This window comes from Sulfitobacter sp. 1A13421, from assembly GCF_043557285.1.
In the GTDB taxonomy this organism is placed as follows: Bacteria; Pseudomonadota; Alphaproteobacteria; order Rhodobacterales; family Rhodobacteraceae; genus Sulfitobacter; species Sulfitobacter faviae.
Map to the genome: position 1 here is coordinate 25,529 of NZ_JBIFFQ010000002.1, position 14,373 is coordinate 39,901.

A 14,373-nucleotide genomic window follows, 5' to 3' on the forward strand; every position below is an offset into this window, starting at 1 on the left:
CCGCTCAATCCGCTGTCAGCGTGACAGGCTGGCGCGTCTCAATCTGTTCGGGCGAAAAATCCACGCCAAAGAAAGGCCCGACATAGGCATAGCCCACAAGACCGATGAAGCCGACAATCAATAGAAATATCAAAAGCTTGAAAAGTTTACCCATGATTTATGCCTGCCCGGAATTCTGCTATTTTGCCAAACTATATATGGCCTTTTCGGCAAGATCACGTCATTCAGAGAAAAATGAGCGGAATTAAGCACAGCATGACCAATGGCGAAGAAACGCCGCCCAGCTACCGTCTGAACAAGACGGTGGCGCTGGTTGGCATGATGGGCGCGGGCAAGACGGCGGTGGGGCGTGCGGTCTCGGCCAAACTGGGCGCGCCCTTTCTGGACAGCGATGCGGAAATCGAAGCAGCGGCCAATCTCAGCGTGCCTGAAATTTTCACCCGCGACGGCGAGCCGTTCTTTCGCAAACGCGAGACCGAGGTGATCGCGCGGCTTTTGGCCGAGGAACGCTGCATCCTGTCGACCGGCGGTGGCGCCTTTCTGGCCGAGGTGAACCGCGACAATATCGCGGCTTACGGTGTGGCGCTTTGGCTTGATGCGGATTTGGACCTGCTGTGGAACCGGGTGCGCTACAAAGACAGCCGTCCGCTGCTGCGCACGGCTGATCCCAAGGCCACGCTGGCGGCGCTTTATCGCGACCGGGTGCCGCTGTACCGGTTGGCGGACCTTTCAGTGCGCTGCGATCCGCGTCTGTCGATTGACGCCATGGCCAACCGGGTGATCGACAAGCTGCTGACAAGGCCCGATGTTTTGGAGAGATTGGATGCGTGAGACGGTTTCCGTCGCCCTGCCGAGGCGCGAGTATGACGTGGTTATCGGGCCGGGCTTGCTGGGGGATGCCGGCGCGCTGATCGCGCCGCTGCTGCGCCGCAAGCGGGTGGCCGTCATCACCGAAAGCCGCGTCGCTGCATTGCATCTGCAATCCCTGCGGGAGGGATTGACCGCCGAGGGCATCGCGATGTCTGCGCTGGAACTCGCCCCCGGCGAGGGGACCAAGGACTGGGCCAATCTTCAGCGCTGCGTGGACTGGCTGCTTGATGAGCAGGTGGAGCGCGGCGATATCGTTGTGGCCTTTGGCGGCGGGGTGATCGGTGATCTGGTGGGCTTCGCCGCCGCCGTGCTGCGGCGCGGGGTGCGTTTCGTGCAGATCCCCACCTCTCTTTTGGCGCAGGTCGACAGTTCGGTGGGCGGCAAGACCGGGATCAACGCGCGCCAAGGCAAGAACCTGATCGGGGCCTTCCACCAGCCCAGCCTCGTGCTGGCGGATACCGAGGTGTTGGGCACCATGCTCGAACGGGATTTCCTCGCCGGTTATGGCGAGGTGGTAAAATACGGGCTACTCGGCGATGCCGCGTTCTTTGATTGGCTGGAGGCGCAGGGCCCAGCCCTCGCGGCGGGCGATATGGCCGCCCGGATCGAAGCGGTGCGGCGGTCGGTTCAGATGAAAGCCGATATTGTGGAGCGCGACGAGACAGAGCAGGGCGACCGTGCGCTTTTGAACCTCGGCCATACATTCGGCCATGCGCTTGAGGCGGCGACGGGCTATTCCGACCGGCTGCTGCATGGCGAAGGGGTGGCGATTGGCTGTGCGCTGGCCTTTGAGCTTTCCGCGCGGCTGGGGCTTTGCCCGCAAGAAGACCCGAGCCGTCTGCGCGCCCATTTGGTGCAGATGGGCATGAAGACCGACCTGCGCGACATTCCCGGCGATCTGCCCGAAGCCGAGGAACTGCTGCGGCTGATGGGGCAGGACAAGAAGGTGGTTGATGGCCGTTTGCGCTTTGTTCTGGCTCGCGGCATCGGGCAGGCCTTTGCGGGGGCCGAGGTGGAGAACGAGCAGGTGCTGGCGCTGTTGCGGGATGCATTGAGCGCACGGCAGTGATCCGCGGCGGGTGGGGCCCAGCGGTTTAACTTAATTCTCTAAGCTATTGTGGAGCCGTATAAAAAGGGCGGCGCCGCCAAATCGGATGTTTGAGACAGGCGTCACCCTGCATGTCTTGACGTCTTGACATGGTGCCCGCGCGGGGCGCCTCTGATCCTGTCGCCGAACGGATGATTGCCCGGCGGGTATCGCGATGGGGAAAGGTCTACTGCGGCGCGGTTAAAGGTTTCTCATAGCCGCGTTCGCAAAGGTTGGGCAGGGCGCAACAGCGCCCCGCCCCAAGTCGCATAGGGTTTAGAACGGGATCTCGTCGTCCAGATCACGGCTGCCGCCGCCGCCACCGCCGCCCGAAGAGGACGGGCCGCTGTCATAGCCGCCGCCGTAGTCGTTGCCGCCACCGCCGTAGCCGCCACCACCGTAGCCGCCGCCACCACCACCACCACCGCCGGAGCCGCCGCCGGGACCGTCGAGCATGGTCAGCGTGCCGCCGAAGCCTTGCAACACGACTTCGGTGCTATAGCGGTCCGCACCGGATTGATCTTGCCATTTGCGGGTCTGCAACTGGCCTTCGATATAAACTTTGGAGCCCTTCTTGAGGTATTGCTCGGCCACGCGAACGAGCCCCTCTTGGAAGATTGCCACCGAATGCCATTCGGTCTTCTCGCGGCGCTCACCGGTGTTGCGGTCTTTCCATGTCTCCGAGGTGGCGATGCGCAGGTTGCACACTTTGCCGCCGTTCTGGAACGACCGCACCTCGGGGTCGCGCCCGAGGTTGCCGATAAGGATCACTTTGTTCACTGAGCCGGCCATCTTGCCCCCTCGTTTGTCATTGCTGTGTCATTGCGTCGGGCGCGAATCCGAGCGCGCCCAATTCGGCTGTTTATATCGTGCTTGTTCGCCGGATGACACCGGCTTTCCATCCCGCAGCCCATCGCCACGGCCCGCGAAATGGCCGGGATTTCGGGGGCTGGTAGAAGGGGCGCATTTAAGTATACTGCGCGCAATGCAACGGCAGGGGGCAGATATGCGAAAGACGGGACTTTTGGCCGGTCTGGCCACGGTGAGTTTGACGGCAGCCGGGATCATCGCGATGGGGGCGGCACCAGCGGCTGCCGATATGTTTGCTAGCAAGAACCGCGCGGGGCTCTTTGCCTCGCAGAAAAGCATCCTCGATAATCGGGCGTCCAAACAATATTCCGCCTCCGTGCGGCTGCAACCGCCCAAGGTTGTTACCCCGACGAAATGGGACGTGCCGAAATACAACGGGTCTTACAAAGGGGCCTTTCTGACCCATGCCCGCGCCGCGGCCACGCGCCATGGCATCCCGGTCGATCTGTTTTTGCGATTGGTGCAGCAGGAAAGCGGGTGGAACCCCAAGGCGCTGTCGCACAAGGGGGCGATGGGGCTGGCGCAGTTGATGCCGCAGACCGCGCGGGCGCTGCGTGTCGATCCCGCCGATCCGGTGCAAAACCTCGAAGGCGGGGCGCGCTACCTCAAGATGCAGTACCGCGCTTTCGGCAGTTGGGAGCTGGCGCTGGCCGCCTATAACGCGGGGCCGGGGGCGGTGAAGAAATACGGGGGCATCCCGCCCTACAAGGAAACCCGCAATTACGTTAAAGTGATCACGGGCAGCTAAGTTATTGATATTTATGGAATGGGCGCTGCGCTTGGGCGTTTGTCCGCCTATTTGCACCCCCGTAAGCCCCTTTGGCATCGGCCCCCTCGGGAACCGCCGGGGCAATCGTGGTGTTCTCTGATCAGAAACTTTGCAGCGGGGCATTCTCGCCGCAGAGAGGAAAGATCAAAGGAGAACGACATGCTGACGAATATGAAAAACATCGCCCTTGCCGCTGGTGTAAGCGTTATCGCGCTGAGCGGCTCTGCTTTCGCCGATGACAAGATCATGGTCTCGAAAATCGACGTCGAATCCTCTGTCGCCGCCGCGGCTGACAGCAATGCCATGGATTTCTATCCTGATCTGGAAGAAGACCTGCGCGCCGAAGTGGCAGAGCGCGTACCGATGAGCAGCGATGGGTCCGATCCGCAGATCAAGATCGACATCCGCAAAATCTCTTTGAACGGCGCGACAATGCTGCCCGACAGCAAGGAATTCAACGAGTTGGAAGGTGTCGTTGATATCACAAGCCCCACTGGCGACAACGCTGGCCTGAGCTTCCCGGTCATGATCTCTGCCTATAGCGGCGATGAGATCGCGCCCGAAGGCTATGTCAACGTGCAGCCGTCCGAGACTGAGTTCTATGTAGCGCTCGTCTCTACCTTCGCGGATGTCGTGGCCGAAGGTCTGGCCAATGTGAACACTGCCGGTTCGCCTGTTGATCCCTAAATCCGGGTCTGATTTGGCCGTGCAGGCCGGATCGTCATAGCCTCAGGCCGTTCCCCCTTAGATAGCCTGAGGTATGAGGCGTGGTTCTTCGGAACCGCGCCTTTTTTCATTCGGCCGCCGTGCCTGTCTCGATCACCGGCTCCATCTCGGCGAATTGCTGGGCCGAGAGGTGGCATTTGATCTGAAGGCCGTCGGCCATGGTCACCATCGGCGGCACCTCGCGTTCGCAAAGATCACCCGACACCTGCGACTTCCACCGGCAGCGCGTCTGGAAGGGGCAGCCCGGGGGCGGGTTCATGGCCGAGGGCACGTCGCCTTCCAGCACGATGTGTTTCTTTTTCACCTTGGTATCGGCAATCGGCACCGCGCTCAGCAGCGCTTCGGTATAGGGGTGATAGGGCGGGGCGAAAACCTGATCGGTGTCGCCCAGTTCAACCACATGGCCCAGATACATCACCATCACCCGGTCCGAGAGATAGCGCACGATAGAAAGGTCGTGGGAGATGAACAAAAGCGTCGTCTTCTGCTCGCGTTGGATCTCCATCAGCAGGTCGGTGACGGCGGCCTGCACGCTCACGTCGAGGGCCGAGACCGGCTCATCCGCCACCACGATCCGCGCATCCCCCGCAAAGGCGCGGGCGATGCCCACGCGTTGCTTTTGCCCGCCGGAGAGTTGGCGCGGCATCCGACCTGCGAATTCGCGGGGTAGTTTTACCAGATCGAGCAGTTCCAGCATGCGCTGGCGGCGCTCTTTCTCATTCTTGCCGATGCGGAAAATCTCCAAGGCGCGGATGATCTGCCGCCCCACGGTCATCGAAGGGTTGAGCGTGTCGAAGGGGTTTTGGAACACCATCTGCACATCGGCCACGTTCTTGGTCGTGCGGTTGTCGATCGACACGCCGCCGATGTCCTGCCCGTCGAGGTAGATATGCCCCTCGGTCGCCGTCTCTAGCCCCATCAGCACTTTGGCGAATGTGGACTTGCCACAGCCCGACTCGCCCACGATGGCGAGGGTTTCGCTTTCATGGGCCTCGAAGCTGAGGGATTCATTGGCTTTGACCACTTTGGTATTGCCGCCGCCGAACATGGCATTGGCCGCGACTTGGTAGTATTTCTTGAGTTTGTCCATCTTGAGGACGACCTCACCGACATCGCTTTTTTCCTTGACCTCGGCCAGCTCCAAGGGCGCTTGCCAGTCGATCTCTTGAAACCGAATGCAACGGCTCTCATGCCGGTCGTTGCCGGGCACGCTCTCCATCGGGATCGGCGCGGCGTCGCAGCGGCCGGGGACGAAATAGTCACAGCGCGGGCCGAAGTTGCAGCCGGGCGGGCGTTCGTGGGGCAGGGGGAAATTGCCGGGAATGGCTTTCAGGGGCCGCGCGTTCTTGTCCCCGCCCGGCAGCGGGATCGAACGGAACAGCGCCTGCGTGTAGGGATGCTGCATCTCGTCAAAGACATCCTCTATCGAGCCCTTCTCGACCGCCTCGCCCGAGTACATCACGCAGATCCGGTCGCAGGTTTCCAGCACCAGCCCGAGGTTGTGGGAGATAAACAGCATCGAAGTGCCGTATTTCTTGCCGAGATCCTTCACCAACTCCACCACCGCGGCCTCGACGGTCACGTCGAGCGCGGTTGTTGGCTCGTCGAGGATCAAGAGCGAGGGTTCGGACATCAGCGCCATGGCGATGACGATACGCTGCTGTTGCCCGCCCGAAAGCTGGTGCGGATAGGCCTTCAGAATGCGCTCGGGGTCCGGCAGTTTCACGTCCGTGACCACTTGCAAGGCGCGTGCATAGGCTTCCTTCTCGGTCATGCCGGCGTGGATCATCGGCACTTCCATCAGCTGCTTGCCGATCCGCATGGCGGGGTTCAGGCTGGCCATCGGCTCTTGATAGATCATCGCGATTTCGCTGCCGCGAATGTCGCGCAGCTCTTCCGTGCTCATCTCGCTCAGGTCGCAGCCTTTGAATTTGATCGAGCCGCCGACGATCCGGCCATTGCGACCCAGATCCTGCATCACGCCCAGCGCCACGGTGGATTTGCCGCAGCCGCTTTCGCCCACCAGCCCCACGGCCTCCCCCGGTTGGACGTTGACAGAGAAATCCATCACGGCGGGAATCTCTCGCAGGCGGGTGAAGAAGGAGATCGACAGGTTGTTGATCTCAAGAATGGGACCGTCGTAATCAGTCTTTGGCATTTGGCTCTCCCAGTCGGGGGATCAAAAGGGGCCGGGAGGGCTGGCCCCCCGGAGGATGTTTCTTAGTCGCGCAGGGATTCTTCGCGCAGGCCATCGGCCAAGAGGTTCAGACCCAGCACGAGGCTCAGCAGCGCCAGCGCAGGCGCGATGGCGGCATGCGGGTAGAGCGACAGCAGGCGGCGGCCCGCGTTGATCGTGCTGCCCCAATCGGGGCTCTCGCTCTCCAGCCCGAGGCCGAAGAAGCCCAGCGTGCCCAGAAGGATCGTGGTATAACCGATGCGCAGGCAGAAATCGACGATCAGCGGCCCGCGCGCATTGGGCAGGATTTCCCACAGCATGATATACCACGGGCCTTCGCCGCGGGTCTGTGCGGCGGCGACGTAGTCGCGGGTTTTGATGTCGAGGGCCAAGCCGCGCACGATGCGGAACACCGTGGGCGAGTTCACGAAGACCACTGAGACAAAGACCACCAGCACGCCGGGGTCGATGTCGAAAAGGTCGATCATGCCGGGCAGGCCCGGAATGCGGTAGCTGTCCGTCGCCACGATCGCCCCGTCGGTGGAGACCAGCGACAGGTAGAGCCAGCCGACCACCCCCAGCACCACGATCAGAAGCGGCGTGCGGAACGAAGGTTGCGTGTAGTAGCGCGCGTTCAACAGCACGGCGAGGAAGATCAGCGGGAATATGAATAGGAAGACCGCCATGTAGTTCGGGATGCCGGTGAGCACGATCTCGGGCGTGACCAGCAGGTAGAAGAGCAGGATCACCGGGAAGGCGAGGATCAGGTTTGCCAGAAAGCTCAGCACAGTATCCAACCGCCCGCCATAGTATCCCGCAGGCAGGCCCAGCGTGATCCCCACCATAAAGGCAAAGAGCGTTGCCATCGGCGCGATCTGCACCACGACCCAAGACCCTTTGATCAGCCGCGAGAAGACATCGCGGGCAAGGTTGTCACCGCCCAGAAGGAACCAAGGGTATTCGCCTTCATCCGGGCTGCGCAGGGGCGTGCCGGGCAGTTTGTTCTTCATCCCCGAGGTCTGGCTGAGACTGTCATGCGTCACCAACAGATCGAACAGCCCGCCGAAGATGCCGGTGTAGACCCAGAACATGACGATAGCGAAACCGATCATGCCGACGGTGCTGTCAAACAGCTTGCCGTAAAGGCCGAGCCGCCGCTTGAAGTGGATAGAGAGCGCAAAGGTCAGGATCAGCGCAATCCACACGGGCAGCATCTGTTGCGACATGCCGCCGATGATGCCCGCCTGCGGTCCCATGAAGGCGCCTGCGATGATATAGATCAGCAGGACGAGGATCAGCAGTGCAAAGAGCAGGATCACCGCACGGTTCACCCCGCCCGCCAGCCCGCCTTGCCGGTCGACGGTGCCGTCCGGGTTTATCTGGCGTGCCTCACTGGCGGGAAAGAAGGAAACGACGATCTGCACCGCCACGGCCAAGGCCAGAAGCACCGCAAGACCGAGGAAGATGATGTTGAGCCCCGCAAGCGACCCGGTCCATGTCAAAGGTTCCATGTCCAAGCTCCCTTAAGAAATGCGAATGCGCGGGTTGAGGAAAACATAGCCGATGTCCGAGATCAGCTGCGTCACGAGGACGACGATCACCGACACGACCGAGACCGCCAGCAGCAGTTCGATGTCGTTATTGGCCGCCGCCTGCACCAGCAGCCAGCCGAAGCCCTTGTAGTTGAACAGGGTCTCGACGATCACCACGCCGTTCAAGAGCCACGGGATTTGCAGCATGATCACGGTGAAGGGCGCAATGAGTGCGTTGCGCAGTGCGTGTTTCAGCACGATCTCTGAGAATTTCACCCCCTTGAGCCTTGCGGTGCGGATATATTGCGCGGTCATCACCTCGGTCATCGAGGCCCGTGTCATCCGCGCGATATAGCCCATACCGTAGAGCGAGATGGTCAGCACCGGCAGGAAGAAGTTCCAGAAGGTCGCATCTTTCATGGCCGAGGTGGCGGAGCCGAGAAACAGCGTCTTGCTGTCGATCCAGCCCCACTCGGCCAGAAGCGGCGACAGGCCAAAGCGCGAGGAGGCGAGCACCGCAATGAAGATCACGCCAGAGACATATTCCGGCGTTGCCGTGGTGGCGATGGAGAAGGTGGAGAGCGAGCGGTCGAGCTTGGAGCCTTCGCGCATCCCCGCCAGCACGCCGACGATCAGCGCCGAGGGGACCATCAGCACCAGCACCCAGAACATCAGCTTGCCGGTAAGTGCCAGACGGGTGAGCACCGTCTCGCCCACGGGTTCTTTGAAGACGGTCGAGAAACCCCAATCGCCTTGCAGGATGCCGCAGCGGGTGGGGCGCTCTTCCACCGGGGTGCCGGGGGCGAAACAGCGGCCAAAGGTTTCCTCGGGCGTGTCGCCTTCGGTGACCCAGCCGGGTAGCACGCCCAGCCATTCGCCGAACTTGTCGACCGTGGGCTGCAGGTAGCCGCGGTCTTCGAGGTAGCTGGCCACGGCCTCGTCCGACATACGGAAGTTGCCTTGGGTCTTGGCGAGTTTTTCGAGGTTCGGATAGAGATTGGTCAGCCAGAATACGATGAACGTCAGGCAAAGCGCCGTCAGCAACATCACACCCAGCCGGCGCAAAATGAATAGTCCCATGTGGTCCCCTGTAGCAGGGTCGGGCGGTGACTTGGCCCGACGATGCGGCCTTTTGGCCTTTTTAATTGGTGCGGCGCCTTGGGGGCGCCGGTTCTGTGCGCGGCAGGTTTTCTCTGCCTTGTGGCGCTGGGGTGCCGAAGACCTTTTGGCGGTCTTTCTGGCAGCCTGCGCTTGTTCATTGCCCCGCCCCTGTGCGGAGCGGTTCAGCCATGAGGCACGGAAATTGCTCGCGCGTCAACATTCGGCTGAGGAGTTTGGAGGAGTTTTTGCGACATGCTGAGGGTCTGAAAGCGACATTTCGGCCCGGCTCTCAGCGCAGCTTGCTGGGGGGCAGGCCGCTGTGCTGTTGCATGAAACGGGTGAAATAGGCGGCAGAGCCGAAGCCCAAGGTGGCGGCGATCTCGGCAGCGGTGTGATCGGTCTCGGCCAGCAGGCGACGGGCGGCATGGCAACTGCGCTCGGTCAGAAGGTCAGCCGCGGATTTGCCGGTGGCCGCCTTCACGGCGCGGGTCAGATGGGTTGGGGTCACGCCAAGAGCTGCGGCGTGTTCGGCCATGCTGGTGCCCTTGGGGACGTCTTGAGTGACCAAGGCGCAGAACCGCGCGCTCAGCCTGTCGCCTGCCTTGGGCCGGGGGGCGGTATGCGCCTCTGCCATGATCTGGCGGCGCAGCCAGACCGACATCAGCGCCACCTGCGCTTTGAGCGCATCTTGGTGCAGGGGGCGGGCCTGTTGGACCTCCCGTTGGGTCTGTTCGATGAGGGTTGCGATCTCCGATTGCGCGGCCCCATCGCGGATGCGCAATTGGCGCGGGGTCTCGGGCAGGCTTTCGTCACTGTCTTCGGGGATCAGCACCGCATGGCCCAGACATTGATAGCCCAGCTCCAGCGCGAAGAGCGACCGCGCCGGTATCCAAAGCGCGTTATGCGGGCTGATGCCGCGGCGTTGGCCGTCGAGCAGCAGCCGACCTTGGCCCCGGGTGATCCAGATCAAAAGATGGTGGTCGCGGTCGTGCGCGAGGGTCAGCCGCCAGTCTTGCCCCGCTGAAAGCTGGGCTAGGGACTGGGTCTGAATCTCTGTCTCGGGCACACGGCGCATTCGTTGAGAAATGGAAACCTTACAAGGGTTATCCGCAACGTCAGGCTAGCGGATGGTTGGGATAACGCAAGAAATTCCGCCCGCTCGGCGGCTATTCTGGCGTCACCCGCTGCCAATCTGCCATCTTACTGCGCATCCAAGTGCGCTGCCGCTTGGCGAAACGGCGGGTGGCGACGACGGCGGCCTCGCGGGCGCGGTGCAGCGGCCAGTCGCCGTCGAGGTGGCGGATCAGTTCCGGCACGCCGATGGCGCGATGGGCGGGCAGGGATGGGTCATAGCGCGGGCGAAGGGCAGCGACCTCTTCCAAGGCGCCTTGCTCGAGCATCAGGTCAAAGCGCTGTGCGATGCGGGCGTTCAGCCAATCCCGCTCGACATCGAAGACGATCGGCAGACAGTCCGCCAGCGGCAAAAGCGGTGCGCCGGTGTCGCGCTGCCAGTCCGACAGGCCGCGCCCGGTGGCCTGCCACACTTCCCAAGCGCGCTGCACCCGCGCGCGGTTGCGTTGGTCGAGGCCTGCGGCGGTCTCGGCATCCAGCCCGGCCAACAGGTCTTCGAGCGCCATCTCGTCGCCTTGGGCGCGCACCTCTACCGGGGTGGCCGGAATCTCGGCCAGCCCCTGCGTCAGGGCAGAGAAGTAAAGCCCGGTGCCCCCGGTGATGATCACCCGCTGATCGCCGCCCAACAGCGGGGCCACCTCGCGCAGCCAATGGCCGGTGGAATAGGGCGCATCTTCGGCCAGATGACCATAAAGCAGATGCGGCGCGCGGGCCTCTTCCTCGGGCGAGGGGCGGGCGCTGATGATGCGCAGGGGGGCGTAGACCTGACTGGCATCGGCATTGACGATCACACCGCCCTGCGCCTCGGCAATGGCGAGGGCAAGGGCGGATTTGCCACTGGCAGTCGGCCCGGCGATCAACACCGGCCGTTCGGGCGGTAAGTCTTGCAACAGGGCGTCCATCTGGGCATTGGGAATATCCGGCATTTCTTTGCGTCTTCCTTACGTCCCGCATTGAACCTTGGGCGTATTTGCGACATTTTGGCGCGAAATGAAAACCCTTCACCGCCGCAAGGCTTAAATCTCCCCCGGTTGGTGAAATAGTAAGGTGTGCCCGATGTCCCAAGACACCCCCCAAGTCTCCTTTAACCGCGTGATGCTAAAGATTTCCGGGGAGGCGCTGATGGGTGACCTCGGCTATGGTCTGCATCCGCCAACCGTCGAACGCATCGCCCGTGAGGTGCAATCGGTGCACAGTCTGGGCGTCGAGATCTGCATGGTGATCGGCGGCGGCAACATCTTCCGCGGGCTGCAAGGCTCGGCGCAGGGGATGGAGCGGACCACGGCGGATTACATGGGGATGCTCGCCACCGTGATGAACGCGCTGGCGATGCAATCGGCACTCGAAGGTCTGGGCATCCACACCCGCGTGATCAGCGCCATCACCATGAACGAGGTGGCCGAGCCCTATATCCGCCGCCGCGCCGTGCGCCACCTTGAGAAGAAGCGGGTCTGCATCTTTGCCGCGGGCACCGGCAACCCCTATTTCACCACCGACACCGCCGCGACCCTGCGCGCCAATGAGATGTCCTGCGAGGCGATCTTCAAGGGCACCAAGGTCGACGGTGTCTATGACAAAGACCCGGCTAAGTTCGACGATGCGAAACGCTATGATCTGGTGAGCTATGACGACGTGCTGCAAAAGCGGCTGGGGGTGATGGACGCCTCTGCCATCGCGCTGGCGCGGGACAACAACCTGCCGATCATCGTCTTCTCGCTGGACGAGCCGGGCGGCTTCCAAGGCATTTTGGCGGGGCAGGGTACTTACACCCGCGTCGGGTAATTCCGACCGCATTCCAAGGCATCGCGCCACGGCAGGGCGATTGGCCTATCGCCGCCGCGTCTCTCACGAAGGGGCGCGGTGCGCGTATGGTGGCGTAACAATGGGCAGTTGTGAAAGCGCCGCGCCACCGTTAGAAAGCCGTAACGCAAGGAAACAACAAGCAGGCTCGCCATGTCAGACGAATTTATGCTCGATACCGATGATCTTGAACGGCGGATGAACGGCGCGATTGCGTCGCTTCGGACCGAGTTCGCATCGCTGCGCACAGGGCGTGGCTCGGCCTCCATGCTGGAGCCGGTGATGGTTGAGGCTTATGGCCAGATGACCCCGGTGAACCAAGTGGGCACCGTCAACGTGCCCGAGCCGCGCATGGTGACGATCAACGTTTGGGACAAAGGTCTTGTTGGTAAGGTTGAAAAAGCCATCCGCGAAAGCGGTCTGGGCATCAATCCGCAGCTCAATGGCACCATTATCATGCTGCCGATCCCTGAGCTGAACGAAGAGCGCCGCACCCAGTTGACCAAGGTTGCCGGGCAGTATGCAGAACACGCCCGCGTTTCGATCCGCAACATCCGCCGCGACGGGATGGACCAGATCAAGAAAGCCAAGAACGACGGCGCGATGTCAGAGGACGACCAGAAAATCTGGGAAGGCGAAGTGCAGGATCTGACCAACCGTTTCATCACGCTCATTGATGAACAGCTTGAGACGAAACAGGCCGAAATTATGCAAGTCTGACCCCGCCAAGACGCCGGGAAACAGAACTTGAAAGAAGAAGGTCGAGACATGAGCACCGCCGAAATTCAGCCCCAGACGATACCCGGCGGGCCACGCCATGTGGCGATCATCATGGACGGCAATGGCCGTTGGGCCACCCAACGCGGGCGGCCCCGGCTTTTCGGGCATCACGCCGGGGCCAAACGCGTCCGCGAGATCGTCGAATGCTGCCCCGATGTGGGGGTGGAGTATCTGACGATCTTTGCCTTCTCGACCGAGAATTGGAAGCGCACGCAGGTCGAAGTGGCGGGGCTTATGTCCCTGTTTCGGCGCTATATTTCTAAAGAAATGCGCAGCCTCAGCGACTATGGCGCGCGGGTGCGGTTCATTGGGGATCGCGACCGGCTGGATGACAAGCTGATCAAGCTCATGGGAGAGCTTGAGGCCCATACCGCCCATAACACCCGCATCAATCTAACTATCGCGCTCAATTATGGCGGCCGCGATGAGGTGGCTCGCGCCACGCATCGCTTGGCCCAAGATGTCGCCAGCGGCAAGCTCGACCCCGACAGCGTGGACGAAGAGACCCTGCCGCGCTACCTCGATACCCATGTGCTGCCCGACCCCGATTTGGTGATCCGCACCAGCGGCGAGGCACGGATTTCGAACTTTCTGCTGTGGCAATCGGCCTATGCGGAATATGAGTTCATCGACACGCTGTGGCCGGATTTCACCCGCGAGGAATTCGCCCGGCTCTGCGCCGCCTATGGCGGGCGTGACAGGCGGTTCGGTGCGGTCAAGACCTGAGGAGAGCTGCGATGAAATCACCTGAACAATGGTCCGACCTACGCGCCCGTATGCTATCGGCCAGTGCGATGATCCTGATCGGTCTGTTGGGCATCTGGTTGGGCGGCACCGTCTTTCATCTGCTGGTGGCGCTGATCTGCGGCATGATGGTTTGGGAATTGGTCGGCATGCTGCGCGGGCAGGGGCAGGCGGCGGCTTGGCAATTGGGGCTGGTGACCGCGGCGGCGGTGCTGGCCTCGGTCTATCTGCCGGTGGGCTTTGGCCTGCCGCTTTTGCTGGCCCCGGCGCTGGCGGGCTTTGCACTATTGAGCGCCAATCGCACGCTTTACATGAGTTTTACCGCGCTAATCCTGCTGGCGGGCTTTGGTCTGATCCAGCTGCGCGATGACATGGGTTTTGGCTGGTTGATGTGGCTGGTGCTGGTGGTCGTGGTGACCGATGTGGTGGGCTATTTCGCAGGCCGCGCCATCGGAGGGCCCAAATTCTGGCCCAAGGTCAGCCCCAAAAAAACATGGTCCGGCACCGCCTCGGGCTGGGTTGGGGCGGCTGTTGTCGGGCTGATTTTCTCGTTCAACACGGGCTTTGGCCTGCAACTCGTCGGCATCTCGGTGGCCCTGTCGATGGCCTCTCAGATGGGCGATATGGCGGAGTCGGGCATGAAGCGAAAGATGGGCGTCAAAGACAGTTCGGCGCTGATCCCCGGCCATGGCGGTCTGTTGGACCGTTTTGACGGGATGCTCGGCGCCGCCGTCTTCTTGCTGATCGTCGGGCCGCTGATCGGTTTCCCGCCGGGTGTGAACTGACC

General features: G+C 62.1%; 15 protein-coding genes. 8 read left to right on the plus strand and 7 right to left on the minus strand.

The window, feature by feature from the left end; genetic code table 11:
• Nucleotides 1-4: 4 nt before the first annotated feature.
• Entirely contained in the window at nucleotides 5-154 is a 150-nt protein-coding gene (locus ACGYLI_RS03865) for a hypothetical protein (protein WP_007120408.1), read from the minus strand.
• An 80-nt stretch (nucleotides 155-234) separates the two neighbouring features.
• On the opposite strand from ACGYLI_RS03865, the gene ACGYLI_RS03870 reads away from it, so the two are divergent.
• Complete coding sequence (locus ACGYLI_RS03870) at nucleotides 235-831, plus strand: shikimate kinase (RefSeq protein ID WP_394417212.1); 597 nt, start codon at nucleotides 235-237, stop codon at nucleotides 829-831.
• Nucleotides 824-1,939 (plus strand): 3-dehydroquinate synthase, encoded by a 1,116-nt coding sequence (gene aroB, locus ACGYLI_RS03875; RefSeq protein ID WP_394417215.1) that lies wholly within the window; start codon nucleotides 824-826, stop codon nucleotides 1,937-1,939. Before ACGYLI_RS03870 ends, aroB begins: the two co-directional genes overlap by 8 nt.
• Nucleotides 1,940-2,233: 294 nt before the next feature.
• On the opposite strand, the gene ACGYLI_RS03880 is transcribed toward aroB, so the two are convergent.
• Complete coding sequence (locus tag ACGYLI_RS03880) at nucleotides 2,234-2,749, minus strand: single-stranded DNA-binding protein (RefSeq protein WP_394417218.1); 516 nt, start codon at nucleotides 2,747-2,749, stop codon at nucleotides 2,234-2,236.
• A gap of 280 nt (nucleotides 2,750-3,029) precedes the next feature.
• On the opposite strand from ACGYLI_RS03880, the gene ACGYLI_RS03885 reads away from it, so the two are divergent.
• Nucleotides 3,030-3,575, plus strand: a complete 546-nt coding sequence (locus ACGYLI_RS03885; RefSeq protein ID WP_271689979.1) for a lytic transglycosylase domain-containing protein — start codon at nucleotides 3,030-3,032, stop codon at nucleotides 3,573-3,575.
• A 180-nt stretch (nucleotides 3,576-3,755) separates the two neighbouring features.
• Nucleotides 3,756-4,283 carry a hypothetical protein gene (locus ACGYLI_RS03890; protein ID WP_209218906.1) on the plus strand — a complete coding sequence of 176 codons (528 nt, stop codon included), beginning with the start codon at nucleotides 3,756-3,758 and terminating at the stop codon, nucleotides 4,281-4,283.
• 106 nt (nucleotides 4,284-4,389) lie between these two features.
• Here the strand turns inward: ACGYLI_RS03890 and ACGYLI_RS03895 are convergent, their stop codons facing one another.
• From ACGYLI_RS03895 to miaA, 5 genes are all read right to left on the minus strand, one after another.
• On the minus strand, nucleotides 4,390-6,480 hold the full coding sequence (locus tag ACGYLI_RS03895) for a dipeptide ABC transporter ATP-binding protein (protein WP_394417222.1): 2,091 nt from the start codon (nucleotides 6,478-6,480) through the stop codon (nucleotides 4,390-4,392).
• A gap of 62 nt (nucleotides 6,481-6,542) precedes the next feature.
• Nucleotides 6,543-8,009: an ABC transporter permease gene (locus tag ACGYLI_RS03900; RefSeq protein WP_394417225.1), complete on the minus strand. Its 1,467-nt coding sequence runs from the start codon at nucleotides 8,007-8,009 to the stop codon at nucleotides 6,543-6,545.
• 12 nt (nucleotides 8,010-8,021) lie between these two features.
• On the minus strand, nucleotides 8,022-9,110 hold the full coding sequence (locus ACGYLI_RS03905; protein ID WP_394417227.1) for an ABC transporter permease: 1,089 nt from the start codon (nucleotides 9,108-9,110) through the stop codon (nucleotides 8,022-8,024).
• Nucleotides 9,111-9,420: 310 nt separating this feature from the next.
• The gene (locus tag ACGYLI_RS03910; protein WP_394417230.1) at nucleotides 9,421-10,206 is read right to left on the minus strand and encodes an AraC family transcriptional regulator; all 786 of its coding nucleotides are present in this window, start codon (nucleotides 10,204-10,206) and stop codon (nucleotides 9,421-9,423) included.
• 91 nt (nucleotides 10,207-10,297) lie between these two features.
• Nucleotides 10,298-11,188 (minus strand): tRNA (adenosine(37)-N6)-dimethylallyltransferase MiaA, encoded by an 891-nt coding sequence (gene miaA, locus ACGYLI_RS03915; protein ID WP_394407494.1) that lies wholly within the window; start codon nucleotides 11,186-11,188, stop codon nucleotides 10,298-10,300.
• Between the two features lie 130 nt (nucleotides 11,189-11,318).
• Between miaA and pyrH the strand changes: the two genes are divergently transcribed.
• The 4 genes from pyrH to ACGYLI_RS03935 all read left to right on the plus strand — a co-directional run bounded on the left by pyrH (nucleotide 11,319) and on the right by ACGYLI_RS03935 (nucleotide 14,371).
• Nucleotides 11,319-12,044 carry a UMP kinase gene (gene pyrH / locus ACGYLI_RS03920; RefSeq protein WP_067261559.1) on the plus strand — a complete coding sequence of 242 codons (726 nt, stop codon included), beginning with the start codon at nucleotides 11,319-11,321 and terminating at the stop codon, nucleotides 12,042-12,044.
• 171 nt (nucleotides 12,045-12,215) lie between these two features.
• Entirely contained in the window at nucleotides 12,216-12,782 is a 567-nt protein-coding gene (gene frr / locus ACGYLI_RS03925; RefSeq protein WP_067261561.1) for a ribosome recycling factor, read from the plus strand.
• 48 nt (nucleotides 12,783-12,830) lie between these two features.
• Nucleotides 12,831-13,568 (plus strand): polyprenyl diphosphate synthase, encoded by a 738-nt coding sequence (uppS, locus tag ACGYLI_RS03930; protein WP_067261562.1) that lies wholly within the window; start codon nucleotides 12,831-12,833, stop codon nucleotides 13,566-13,568.
• Nucleotides 13,569-13,579: 11 nt separating this feature from the next.
• Nucleotides 13,580-14,371: a phosphatidate cytidylyltransferase gene (locus ACGYLI_RS03935; protein ID WP_067261564.1), complete on the plus strand. Its 792-nt coding sequence runs from the start codon at nucleotides 13,580-13,582 to the stop codon at nucleotides 14,369-14,371.
• Nucleotides 14,372-14,373 lie beyond the last annotated feature (2 nt).

Excerpts from the sequence above, each read along its gene's own strand:
- frr (WP_067261561.1), top strand. The coding sequence starts at position 12,216 with ATGTCAGACGAATTTATGCTCGATACCGATGATCTTGAACGGCGGATG.
- pyrH (WP_067261559.1), top strand. The coding sequence starts at position 11,319 with ATGTCCCAAGACACCCCCCAAGTCTCCTTTAACCGCGTGATGCTAAAG.
- ACGYLI_RS03885 (WP_271689979.1), top strand. The coding sequence starts at position 3,030 with ATGGGGGCGGCACCAGCGGCTGCCGATATGTTTGCTAGCAAGAACCGC.
- ACGYLI_RS03900 (WP_394417225.1), bottom strand. The coding sequence starts at position 8,009 with ATGGAACCTTTGACATGGACCGGGTCGCTTGCGGGGCTCAACATCATC.
- ACGYLI_RS03905 (WP_394417227.1), bottom strand. The coding sequence starts at position 9,110 with ATGGGACTATTCATTTTGCGCCGGCTGGGTGTGATGTTGCTGACGGCG.
- ACGYLI_RS03890 (WP_209218906.1), top strand. The coding sequence starts at position 3,756 with ATGCTGACGAATATGAAAAACATCGCCCTTGCCGCTGGTGTAAGCGTT.
- miaA (WP_394407494.1), bottom strand. The coding sequence starts at position 11,188 with ATGCCGGATATTCCCAATGCCCAGATGGACGCCCTGTTGCAAGACTTA.
- ACGYLI_RS03870 (WP_394417212.1), top strand. The coding sequence starts at position 235 with ATGAGCGGAATTAAGCACAGCATGACCAATGGCGAAGAAACGCCGCCC.
- ACGYLI_RS03935 (WP_067261564.1), top strand. The coding sequence starts at position 13,580 with ATGAAATCACCTGAACAATGGTCCGACCTACGCGCCCGTATGCTATCG.
- ACGYLI_RS03910 (WP_394417230.1), bottom strand. The coding sequence starts at position 10,206 with ATGCGCCGTGTGCCCGAGACAGAGATTCAGACCCAGTCCCTAGCCCAG.
- uppS (WP_067261562.1), top strand. The coding sequence starts at position 12,831 with ATGAGCACCGCCGAAATTCAGCCCCAGACGATACCCGGCGGGCCACGC.
- aroB (WP_394417215.1), top strand. The coding sequence starts at position 824 with ATGCGTGAGACGGTTTCCGTCGCCCTGCCGAGGCGCGAGTATGACGTG.
- ACGYLI_RS03895 (WP_394417222.1), bottom strand. The coding sequence starts at position 6,480 with ATGCCAAAGACTGATTACGACGGTCCCATTCTTGAGATCAACAACCTG.
- ACGYLI_RS03865 (WP_007120408.1), bottom strand. The coding sequence starts at position 154 with ATGGGTAAACTTTTCAAGCTTTTGATATTTCTATTGATTGTCGGCTTC.
- ACGYLI_RS03880 (WP_394417218.1), bottom strand. The coding sequence starts at position 2,749 with ATGGCCGGCTCAGTGAACAAAGTGATCCTTATCGGCAACCTCGGGCGC.